General features: G+C 55.9%; 4 protein-coding genes and 1 pseudogene. All 5 read left to right on the top strand.

Annotated features, from left to right (window positions below):
- Nucleotides 1-112: 112 nt before the first annotated feature.
- The 5 genes and pseudogenes from M4NBBH2_RS10070 to M4NBBH2_RS10095 all read left to right on the top strand — a co-directional run bounded on the left by M4NBBH2_RS10070 (nucleotide 113) and on the right by M4NBBH2_RS10095 (nucleotide 11,901).
- Nucleotides 113-1,114 (top strand): IS30 family transposase, encoded by a 1,002-nt coding sequence (locus M4NBBH2_RS10070; RefSeq protein ID WP_116269326.1) that lies wholly within the window; start codon nucleotides 113-115, stop codon nucleotides 1,112-1,114.
- Nucleotides 1,115-3,023: 1,909 nt separating this feature from the next.
- Nucleotides 3,024-5,480: pseudogene (locus M4NBBH2_RS12385) on the top strand (autotransporter outer membrane beta-barrel domain-containing protein).
- 258 nt (nucleotides 5,481-5,738) lie between these two features.
- The gene (locus tag M4NBBH2_RS10085) at nucleotides 5,739-6,605 is read left to right on the top strand and encodes an aldo/keto reductase (protein ID WP_116270851.1); all 867 of its coding nucleotides are present in this window, start codon (nucleotides 5,739-5,741) and stop codon (nucleotides 6,603-6,605) included.
- A gap of 634 nt (nucleotides 6,606-7,239) precedes the next feature.
- Nucleotides 7,240-8,241 (top strand): IS30 family transposase, encoded by a 1,002-nt coding sequence (locus tag M4NBBH2_RS10090; protein ID WP_116269340.1) that lies wholly within the window; start codon nucleotides 7,240-7,242, stop codon nucleotides 8,239-8,241.
- A gap of 240 nt (nucleotides 8,242-8,481) precedes the next feature.
- On the top strand, nucleotides 8,482-11,901 hold the full coding sequence (locus tag M4NBBH2_RS10095; protein ID WP_170135152.1) for an autotransporter outer membrane beta-barrel domain-containing protein: 3,420 nt from the start codon (nucleotides 8,482-8,484) through the stop codon (nucleotides 11,899-11,901).
- Nucleotides 11,902-12,109: the final 208 nt, after the last annotated feature.

The following is a 12,109-nucleotide window of genomic DNA, read 5'->3' on the forward strand; positions in this document are numbered from 1 at the left end:
GCGGTTTTATTTTGTGGGCGAATTATCACTTCAAGTGCAAAGCCTGAGAAAAGAATAGTGGCCCATAAAGCTTCCATAATAGAGATTGTCAAGATAACTATAGAGGGAGCTCATGAGCCACTATCATCATCTTACTCTTCGGGACAGAGTATTTATTTCGGCTTTAACGATTTCAGGCAAATCCCTGTCTGAAATTGCATGTGCGATTGGGAAAAATGTTTCTACGATCTCCCGCGAACTGAAGCGAAACAAGGCTGTATCGGCCCAGGATGGGGCTTCAGCTGCCTATGATCCCTGTGCCGCGCAGGCCCGATATCAGAGACAGAGAAAGCATTGCGGAAAGAGAAACATTCTGAAGTCTGACTCGTTGCTGACAAGGATTGTCTCAAATCTGCTGGTTAAGAAATTCTGGTCTCCGGAGCAGATTCAATACCGTCTCAGAAAGGAGCTGCCGAATCTAAGGATCAGCGCCACGACAATCTACCGAGGAATCAATTCTGGCTTTCTGGATCGCTTTGTGGATGGCCGAAAGATGTCCCGACACCTGCGACACCACGGTAAAACGCGTCACCGTAAAGGCATGACCGAGAGGCGAGGAAAGATCCAGATCACTCACAGCATTGAAGAGCGACCCCTGGAAGCTCAGAACAGATCTTGCCTGGGGGATTGGGAAGGCGATACCGTCATCGGAAAAAAGGGCGGAGCCTGCCTCACGACTCTGGTCGATAGGAAGTCCGGCTTTCTCTGTGGCGGGAAAACCGCTTCCAAGACTGCGGCCGATGTGTCTGCCGTAATTGAGAAATCTCTGTCAGATAAGGATCTGCGTACGATTACCGTAGATCGCGGAAAAGAATTTTCCTGGGCTGAAAAACTGGAGAAAGATCTCAGAACCAAAGTGTATTTCTGCTTGCCTCATCATCCATGGGAGAAAGGAAGTAATGAAAATACAAACGGACTTCTTAGAGACTTTTTCCCAAAAGGAATGAGTATCGATAAAATTTCTCAGACAGAAGTTCAGAAACGGTTCAATGCTCTGAATTTCAGACCCAGAAAACGTCTCAATTGGAAGTGTCCGGCTGAAGTCTTTTATTCAGTAACTTTGCACTTGATTTGATAATTCACCTGTGAGAAAGGAACGGGGGTTACAGCTTCCGACCTGTCTATCCGTGGCCGATCCTTCCGGATGAGATGTCAGAACCGGTTTTCAGATGCTTTACCGCGCGAGGCACCGGAAACCGGGTTCGTAGTTTTCCGCAGTCCGGCATTCCTTTTTTCACGTTTCGCAATCATCGGGAAAGCGTCCGCCAGTATTCATTCTCGGTATCTTCAGGATCCTGAGGATTTACCCGGGGTTACCGTCTTTAAGTCACCCTCTGAAATGTGTTTTTACCCCGGCGTGAGAGTTTTAGATAACCACGAATTCAAGGCACGATGAAAACGGTTACGCGGATTTAACCGTTAAAGGTCCGCCGGAAGACCTGAGAAAAATTACGGACGCGGGAAAGCGCGTTCACCCCAAGGTGATCAGTAATCCGGGTACGGATGAAATGTGTTCTTTTTCTTCTGTCACGCATTGTCAACCGAATCAATCGCTCTTTACATAACATGACAGATTCTCGGGTTGACAGCGGTTGACTTAACAATTTCATAAATACTGAAAGTCAATAGGGACTTTATTCTAGTGTTGCGAACTGGCAACAACAGCCTGTTTTTGTTTGCAATATACAAAACCAAAGAAAATAATCCGCTTAAGAGCACGTCTTAAACGTGATCCAAACCCCGCATCATTTGTCAACCTGCGAATAAAACAGAAATAGACAGGAAGAGCGATTGAACCGGAATCCGAAGCGCGAGGAACGCAGACCCCGCAGGGACTCCGCCAGACGAGGCACGCAGTTCAGACACAAAAACCGCCTATAACAAAAACGAGGATGATCATGAGACACACAGAGACTCATAACCTCACTGGAAAAGCTGTCGCCGCGGCTGTCGCGGCCGCGCTTTTCACCATGGGTTCCCCCGCGGAGGCAGCCGCCGTCACCTATCCCCAGATTTCCGAGTCGATCACAAGCCCGGACACTGACGCCATTGTGACCTACACGGACGAAACGGATCCCGCGATCGTGAAGACTGCCCCGGTTGTGCCGGGGAGCGATACGGATGCCGCTGCCGGCATCACCCTGACGCTTAAATCCCTCACCGTCACCAATCAGACAACCGGGAATGACACCGTTCGCTGCGGGCTGGGTATTTCCGCGGTGAGCGGGCTTGAAGGGACGGGGGAAAAGATGTCCACCACGACGGGAGGCGTTCATCTCGCGGTTTCAGGCGATGTGACGGTGACCTCCCGGGCAAACGCAATCGAGACCGCGGATAACAATAACGTGGATGGCACGATCGGCGGAAACCTGACGCTCGAGTCGACGGAAGGGGACGGGATCCTGGGTGAAGCCGGCTCTCACTACCCGACGCTCGATCGCGGCGTGCTCCTCACGCTTTCAGGTGGACGAGCCTCGATCACGTCAGACGGTGCTTACGGTATCGAAACCGACAGCAGCACGGTGAAGGTGAGGATTGAGGGGGCGTCTGATACCGTGGTCACGTCCAAAGCGTCCTTTGGCGTTTTCGTCGGGGACGGCGGCGAAGTGGATCTTTTCGGCTCCGGAACGGGCGGCGCGGGAGGCAAAGTCACGGTTCAGAGTCTCGGCTCCGCCGTGTCCGCGATCATGGTCCAGTCGGAAGGCTACGTGACCGCGCAGGCAGGCAGCGTCCGGGTGGAAGACACGGCCGAGTACTCCGCCGCGGTCCAGGTGCTGAAAGGCGCGGTCCAGCTCACGTCGCTTGACGCCGCGGGCACCGGCGTTCAGGTATTCAATAATTCCGCCGAATCTCCTACGATCTACAGCGGCCAGTCCGGGAGCGTCACTATCCAGGCGCAGTCAAGCCCCATTCAGGTCATCAACGAGGGGCCGGGCCCGGCGATCTGGGCTGACAGCGGAAGCGTTCAGATCAACAATGCCCAGATGTCGACGGGCGTTCAGGTGCAGGGGAATATCAGCTCGGCGAATGGCTCCGCGGTCGGGATCTTCGAAACCGGAACGGGCTCTTTCCTCAAAGCCGATACGATCACAACGACAGGCGCGGGCGACGGGCGAACGGATATTGTTCTCGCCGGGGACGCTGCGTACACGTCGCTCACCGGCGGAACGTCTGAAGCGTCCGCTGACGGGAATAACAACAGTCTCTCCATTGTGGAATCGGATACCGCGTCCGCTCTCGCGAACGTAACGCTTAAAACCGGCGCGAGCGGAACGGTGATTCTCTCAGGGAAGTCGTCCTTCACGGGCAATATCACTGCGGACGGCGTCGCGCCTGACGTCGCCAATACCGATGACGATATGAACCGAAGCGTCCTTACGCTCATTCTCTCGGGCGACAGCGCCTATAAGGGGAACACCGCGGTCACAGCGGGCGGCCACGTTTACGGGACTTTCGAAGGCGCCTCAACGCTTGAGGGTGATGTCAGGGTTTCAGGGACCGCCTCTGACGGCACGCCGTCCACGTGGAATATCAATGGCTCGGGGACCGGTTCCGTGACCGGCAATGTCTCCGCGGCGGACGGCGCTTACGCGGTGCTCGCCGTGACTGACAGCGTCAAGGTGAACGGGAATTACACCGCGACCGGTGACAAATCGATCGTTTACCTCCTCGGGGCTGGGAACAGCGTGATCACCGGGAACCTGACCGCGGATTCAGGGTCAGCCGCCCCCGTGGCGCTCGGTGACAGTGCCGTGCTGAATGGTGATGTCACCGCGGCGGGTGCCGGCACAAAGGTCACGGAAGACTTTGAGGCAGGGACGACGGTGAACGGGAATCTCGTGTCGTCCAACGGTGCCGCTGTCACGACGCAGCTCGCCGGCACCTGGAACGGCACTTCGACGCTCACGGGCGGCACGGCGGATGTCACGATGACCGACGCGGCAGCCGTCTGGAATATCGCGTCATCGTCTGAAGTCACTTCCCTTACGCAAGGCTCCGGCACCATTCACTTCCCAGCCGCGGCCGCGTCGGGCTTCACCGGGACAACGCTCACAGTGGACGGCAACTACTCGTCTGACGGCGGCACTGTCAGCATGAACACCGTGCTTCAGGGGGATACGTCGCCGCATGACGAAATTGTCGTAAAGGGGAGCACCGCTGGAAGCGCGACTCTTGTCTTCACCAAGGTGTCAGGAAGCGGGAGCCAGACGGTAGACGGTATCCGCGTGGTGCAGGTAGGCGGCGCTTCAGACGCGGTCTTCACGAAGCCGGACTCGAATCGCCTCACCGCCGGTGCCTATATCTATGAACTGAAGAAGGTGGGAAACGACTGGTACCTGACGAGCGAGCGGGATCCCAACGCCCCGGTCCCTGTCCTTCCCAATACGCATGACGATGACACCCCAGCGACTCCGGCGCAGCCGGATGTGATCCCAGCCGCGGATCCGACGAATCCCGCGACTCATATTGTGAAGCCAGAGCTCGGGAGTTACACCGCGAACCTGATCGCCTCAAACACGCTTTTCACGATGTCGCTCGCGGACCGGCTTGGGGAAACGCGGTATTCCGACGCCTTGAAGGATCAGAAGCACTCCGGCAACCTCTGGATCCGGACGGCGGGCGGAAGATCCCATTCCCGCATGATGGATGACCAGCTCACAAACCGCGGCACGTGGGGTCTCGTGCAGGTCGGCGGCGACGTCGTCAGCTGGCCCGGGGCCGGCGATCACCGGTTCCACGCCGGTCTCATGATGGGGTACGCGCATCAAAGCGAAAAGACCCGGTCAACGGATATCTGAGAGACGTCTAAAGGAAAGGTGTCCGGTTACTCCGCCGGTCTCTACGCGACGTACATGAACGCCGCGCCGGCCGGCACCGGGCCTTATGTCGACACGTGGCTCCTCTGGCAGAAATTCAGGAACAAGGTGGACCCGAGTAACGCCGAAGAAGAGTCGTACGACTCGAAAGGCTTCACCGCGTCGCTTGAAGCGGGCTACACGTTTGGCCTCAAAGATTGGGTGAGCACGGACGGCACTCAGAACGCCGCGCGTCTCCGGCTTGAAGCCCAGGTGATCCGCATGGGCGTCCGGGCGGATCAGCATGTGGACGCCGAGAACTACACGGTATCCGGCACGGGAGCCGGGAACGTCCGGACCCGCGTGGGTGCGACGGTCTATCACCTCTTCACAAACGACAGAACCGGCCGCGCGATCAAACCGTTCCTCAGTCTCAACTGGTACCACGACACGAAATCCTTTGGCGTGACCTACGCCGGGGTCCACGACCGGGCGGAGGGGAACCGGAACTTCGGGGAAGTAAAGGTCGGACTCGAAGGGAAGCTTTCGAAGCACGTGAACCTCTGGGGCGCTGCCGCGTACCAGCAGGGGAAGCAGGGCTTCCGGAACGTTGGAGCTTTTGTCGGGGCGAAGGTGCTTTTCTGACCCAGTGACACGCCAATCGGGGGAGGGCATTCCCCCTTCAACGCTTCAATCCAACACCGCGGGAGATAAAACTCCCGCGGTGTTTGTTATTAGGCGGATGGACACGTCGGTTTTTTTCGAAGGGGCTATTGATCCACCCCGAACTCCACACCCGCTGTGCTGCAGTGTCCGGGAAAAACGATAAACCGCCTTGCCTTAAAGTCGGGTTGAAGGTATAGGATCGATAGCGTATATCGATAAGCTGGAGGTTTTTCAGAAATGGAAATGATGACGCTGAATAACGGCGTAGAGATGCCGCTAGAAGGGTTTGGCGTATTTCAGATTACGGACGCGGCGGTGTGTGAGCGGGCCGTGCTTGACGCTCTCGATGTCGGCTATCGGCTGATTGATACCGCGAGTTCCTATCAGAATGAGGAAGCGGTGGGCCGCGCGATCAAAAAGTCCGGCATTCCGCGAAGCGACCTCTTCATCACGACCAAAGCTTATATGCAGGAGATGGGGTACGAGCGGACGAAAGCCGCCTTTCAGTCGTCACTCGATAAACTCGGGCTGGATTACCTCGACCTCTATCTCATTCACATGCCGTTCGGGGACTATTACGGCTCGTGGCGCGCGATGGAGGAACTCTATAAAGAAGGCCGTATCCGCGCGATCGGTGTCTGCAACTTCATGAGTGACCGCATTATCGACTTTGGGTTCAATGTTGACGTGATGCCGGCGATTGACCAGATTGAGCTGCATCCCTTCTATCAGCGGGAACCGGAACTCGCGGTGCTGAAGGAATACGGGATCAAGCCGACCGCCTGGGCTCCGTTCGCGGAGGGGCTGAACGGCATGTTCACGAACCCGGTGATGAAGGTGATCGCCTCGGAACACGGGAAGACGGTGGGGCAGGTGATTCTCCGCTGGAATATCGAGCGAGGCGTCTCCATCATCCCGAAGTCCGTTCACCGGAGCCGGATGGAAGAGAACTTCGATATCTGGGACTTCAGCCTGACGCCGGATGACATGAAGGCGATCGCGACGCTCGACCTCGGCCGCCCCCAGATGCTTGACACCCGGAGCCCCGCGGAAGTCCGACGGGTCTACGACTATCTCAATAACCCGGTGCTCACGACACTCTGAGCGCCGTCCTTTAAAGCAGTCTTATTGCCGCCTGAGGTTACCAGCCTGAGGCGGTTTTTTTTGTTTTCAGCCGTCTCAAACGACACGCCAGCTCCCGCGGTCGGATTCCGGGGGACCGTTTTTCTCTCCGCGTTGTTCTGAAAATTCCTTCCGTCTCTCCGTTTTCTCTTAGGGATTTTCCCTTAGCCGCATCGGCAAGCCCTCCGTCCTCATCAAGTCAATTTCATAACATCCGTGTTTCAACACCGGATGAATAAAAGCCGGGGATCTGCCGCGACAGAGCCGATACGGCGATTTGAGAAACCATAACGAAAAGAAATTCACCTCAGGGACGACACTGTCCGATTTTCCGGGTGCGGTGAAATTCTTGCATTTTTCACAACCGGGAAACGGGTTTTGGTGAACTGGGTTTTACATAACCGGATTGACCAAGGCTTCGCCAAATTTCGTTAGCCGTCTATTTTTGTCATCACGATAAATATCATAATTTTGGATTAACGGTATATGGATTATTAGTTATTCATCTGTTTTCATTGCAGGCGAATTATCACTTCAAGTGCAAAGCCTGAGAAAAGAATAGTGGCCCATAAAGCTTCCATAATAGAGATTGTCAAGATAACTATAGAGGGAGCTCATGAGCCACTATCATCATCTTACTCTTCGGGACAGAGTATTTATTTCGGCTTTAACGATTTCAGGCAAATCCCTGTCTGAAATTGCATGTGCGATTGGGAAAAATGTTTCTACGATCTCCCGCGAACTGAAGCGAAACAAGGCTGTATCGGCCCAGGATGGGGCTTCAGCTGCCTATGATCCCTGTGCCGCGCAGGCCCGATATCAGAGACAGAGAAAGCATTGCGGAAAGAGAAACATTCTGAAGTCTGACTCGTTGCTGACAAGGATTGTCTCAAATCTGCTGGTTAAGAAATTCTGGTCTCCGGAGCAGATTCAATACCGTCTCAGAAAGGAGCTGCCGAATCTAAGGATCAGCGCCACGACAATCTACCGAGGAATCAATTCTGGCTTTCTGGATCGCTTTGTGGATGGCCGAAAGATGTCCCGACACCTGCGACACCACGGTAAAACGCGTCACCGTAAAGGCATGACCGAGAGGCGAGGAAAGATCCAGATCACTCACAGCATTGAAGAGCGACCCCTGGAAGCTCAGAACAGATCTCGCCTGGGGGATTGGGAAGGCGATACCGTCATCGGAAAAAAGGGCGGAGCCTGCCTCACGACTCTGGTCGATAGGAAGTCCGGCTTTCTCTGTGGCGGGAAAACCGCTTCCAAGACTGCGGCCGATGTGTCTGCCGTAATTGAGAAATCTCTGTCAGATAAGGATCTGCGTACGATTACCGTAGATCGCGGAAAAGAATTTTCCTGGGCTGAAAAACTGGAGAAAGATCTCAGAACCAAAGTGTATTTCTGCTTGCCTCATCATCCATGGGAGAAAGGAAGTAATGAAAATACAAACGGACTTCTTAGAGACTTTTTCCCAAAAGGAATGAGTATCGATAAAATTTCTCAGGCAGAAGTTCAGAAACGGTTCAATGCTCTGAATTTCAGACCCAGAAAACGTCTCAATTGGAAGTGTCCGGCTGAAGTCTTTTATTCAGTAACTTTGCACTTGATTTGATAATTCACCCATAAATAAAAATATCTGTAAGATGTCGTCCCCAGTAAGTTGTTAAAGATGTGATTTATCTCGCCCTGATTGGTGAAACACCTTCCCGGACCCTCGGTTCAGAAAGACGTTTTCTGAATGGGTTCCAGATACGCAAAGGAGAGAAAAAGAAAAGGGAATAGGGGACCGATCCGGGGTCAGAAAAAGAAAAAAAAGCAGCACCCGATCAATAAAAAAACTTTTGAGGATTCCATGAAACACACAGAGACCATCCGACAGACGGGAAAGACAGCCGCCGCCGTGGCCGCTGCGCTTTTCGCGATGTCAGCTTCAAACGCCGAAACGCCCGCGCGCATTTCCAGTACGCTCACCGAACCCACGGCTGATATCTCAGTCCTCTATACGGACACCGGCACCTCGGCGTCCGACATTATTCACGCGCCGGTGGAACCGGGGAACGCGGACGGGATCACCGTCACCGTGAATTCCCTCACGGTCGAGAACCAGACGACAGCGGGTACGGTCCCCGGGTCAGGCGACCGGAACGGTAGCGGTATTGCCTCCACCGCGGCCTTCCCGGGTTCCAGCATTACGCTCGCGGTCACAAAGGACATCACCGTCCACGCGAGGACTGACGCCGTTCTCGCGTCCGGCGGCTCCTCGGTCACCGGGAATGTCGGCGGTAACCTCAGCATTCAGTCAGCCGGCACGGGTATCCGGTCTGATAACGCACCGCTTACGATGACCGTTTCTGGCGGCAGCGCGGAAATCGTGACGGACGGCACCGCGGTCTCAAATGCTGGGACCGAGGGATTCCTCACGCTCCAGGGGGCCGAATCCACCCGAATTTATTCAGCAGCCGGACACGCGGTTCAAACCACCGGGAACGAATTGAAGATTTACGGGACCCCGTACGAGGGGGACGCCGGCGATACCATATCCCGCGCACTTCCAGATAAATCAGGTTCCATTCTGATTGAAAACGGGAGCGCCACAGAAAGCGCGGTCTTCGAGTCAGGAAGCGTTTCCCGCCGGGGCGAGTGGATCAGCGCCGGAAGCGTCACGGTCCGGAACATGAGCGGCGCGACCGCCATTATTTCAGAAAGCGGCGGTATTGGAATCAGCGCGTCGGACACGGCAGGAACCGGCGTCCTCGTGCTCAATAATTCGGAAAGAAATCCGACGATTGAGGTGAAACGCGCGGAGGGCGACGAAGAACGGGTGGGCAGTGTCACGCTCAACGGTCTTGCGAAACGGTTCACCGTCCGAAATGAGAATCCTGCGGGCTACGCGGTCATCGCGAAAGACAGAGCGCGGTTCAGCATCCTCGGAAGAAGCCCCCTGCCAGACGTTCATATATTCGGTAATCTCCGGACGGAAACTTATTCCAGTATCTCGATTGACATGGGTAACGGCGAAATCCGCTCGGACAGAATTGAGATTCTGGATGGCGGCAGTTTCGGAATGGACTGGATGAGCGGTAACTCCGTTCTCAGCGCGCTTGACGGTTCCAAAACGATGATTACGGTGAAAAATGAAGGCCGGGCGGATATCACACCGCATGGGCACACCGTGATCAACAGCGATTTCATCCTGCTCCCAGGTGACCGTGCGCCGGCCGACACCATTGAGAAGATTGACTCATCAGCCCGGCTCACGATGCATGAGAATTCTGTTTGGAACGGAAACCTCACGAGCCAGGGTCATATGAACTGGCTCGGCTTCTACCTCATTGGGGACGCGAAGCTGAATGGAAACCTCTCGAGTCTTGAGGGTGGTGAGACGGCGCTTTTCATCATGGATCAGGGTGTGATGACGGGCGATATTCTGTCTGACGGCACCGGGCGGGCCCCGGGGTCTGATGACCCGACCGAGTATGCGGCGGATTTCCAGGGGGAAATTCAGGCGAACGGCATATTGAACAGCAATGTCACCGCGAGAAACAGCGGCAAGGCGGCGCTCCAGTTCAAGACCGCCGCCACGCGGCTTAACGGCGATCTCGTGAGCCAAAGCGGCGGCGCGATCAATACGGAGATGGCTGGTGTCTGGAATGGCGCATCGTCAATTGCAGGCGGCACGATTGACCTGAAGTTCACGGACCCGGCGGCCGTCTGGTACATGACGCGGGACTCCCACCTCACATCGTTCACGCAGAACGCCGGCACGGTGAATTTCCCGAAACCGATGTCCGCGGATACCTTCATCGGCACCACGCTGACGCTCGACGGGAACTATTCGGCAGACGGCGGGACGCTCAATATGAGCACCGTGCTTGAGGGCGATGACTCCCCCCACGATAAGCTCGTGATCAAGGGGGACGCCGCGGGCCGCGCGAATCTCGTCTTCACGAAAGTCTCGGGTAACGGAAAGAGCACGGATCAGGGAATCAAGGTCGTGGAAGTGGGCGGGACGTCCGACGCCGTCTTCACGAAACCGGATGACAACCGTCTTTCCGCGGGCGCGTATCTCTATAGCCTCAAGAAAATCGGAAACGACTGGTACCTCACGAGTGATCGGGATCCGAACGCTCCCGTGGTGATGGAAGAAATCGTTCAGCCGAAACCCAAGGATGAAGACCCCGCTGTGCCGCCGGTGCCGGATACAACGGATCCGGTGGCACCGAAAGCATCCGATCCCGTTACCGCGCCGCAGCCGGATGTGATCCCGGCATCAGCTCCGACGGATGTGACGCGGCACACGGTGAAGCCGGAACTCGGTAGCTACGCCGCGAATATGCTCGCTTCGAACACGCTTTTCTCGATGTCGCTCGCGGACCGGCTGGGTGAAACACGGTACTCGGACGCCTTGAAGTCTCAGAAGCATTCGGAGAACCTCTGGATCCGGACGGCGGGCGGGAAGAATCGCTCGGCGATGCAGGACCGACAGCTCACAAACCGCGGCACCTGGGGTCTCGTGCAGGTCGGGGGCGATGTGGTGTCCTGGGCCGGAGCCGGGGATCACCGGTTCCATGCCGGTCTCATGATGGGGTACGCCCATCAGAACACGAAGACCCGATCCACGGATCTCAGTCTGACCTCCAAAGGGAAAGTGTCCGGATACTCCGCCGGGGTCTATGCGACCTATATGAACGCCGAACCCGCCGGCACCGGACCGTATGTCGATACGTGGCTTCTCTGGCAGAAGTTTAAAAACAAAGTGACCCCGGCCGGGGCCCCGGAAGAGTCGTATCACTCGAAAGGGTGGACCGGGTCCGTTGAAGCCGGCTACACGTTTGGTCTCTCGGATTGGGTGAGTGAAGACGGGACGCTTAACGCCGCGCGCCTGAGACTCGAAACCCAGGTGATCCGGATGGGCGTCCGAGCCGATCAGCATCAGGATGCCGAGAACTTCACGGTGACCGGGACCGGAGCCGGGAATATCCGGACCCGGGTCGGCGTGACCGCGTATCACCTCTTCACGAACGATAAGTCGGGGAGGGCGGTGAAGCCGTTCCTTGGTGTCAGCTGGTACCACGATACGAAGAGTTTCGGCGTCACGTACGACGGCGTAAAGGACCGGATCGACGGCAGCCGGAACTTCGGCGAAGTGAAGCTTGGGGTTGAAGGGAAGCTGAATAAACACGTAAACCTCTGGGGCACTGCCGCGGTCCAGCGGGGGAGCGATAGCTTCCGGAATCTTGGGGCCTTCGTCGGAGCGAAGGTGCTCTTTTAATCAAACCGCCTGATCTCTCCATTCGCCGCGTCACAAAACGAACGGAGATCAGGGCAATCCACACCGCGGGGGTAACAGCCTTCCCCGCGGTGTTTTTTTGTAGTCCGTTAACTTAACAGGTTGACTGAAGTTGACAGCTTTGGGTGTCAATAAGAGCGATACGGAAAGGTCATAAATCTATCATTGCTGTTTTACTCATAACGACAAA

The organism is Mesosutterella multiformis (assembly GCF_003402575.1).
GTDB classification, from domain to species: domain Bacteria; phylum Pseudomonadota; class Gammaproteobacteria; order Burkholderiales; family Burkholderiaceae_F; genus Mesosutterella; species Mesosutterella multiformis.

Excerpts from the sequence above, each read along its gene's own strand:
- M4NBBH2_RS10085 (WP_116270851.1), top strand. The coding sequence starts at position 5,739 with ATGGAAATGATGACGCTGAATAACGGCGTAGAGATGCCGCTAGAAGGG.
- M4NBBH2_RS10070 (WP_116269326.1), top strand. The coding sequence starts at position 113 with ATGAGCCACTATCATCATCTTACTCTTCGGGACAGAGTATTTATTTCG.
- M4NBBH2_RS10095 (WP_170135152.1), top strand. The coding sequence starts at position 8,482 with ATGAAACACACAGAGACCATCCGACAGACGGGAAAGACAGCCGCCGCC.
- M4NBBH2_RS10090 (WP_116269340.1), top strand. The coding sequence starts at position 7,240 with ATGAGCCACTATCATCATCTTACTCTTCGGGACAGAGTATTTATTTCG.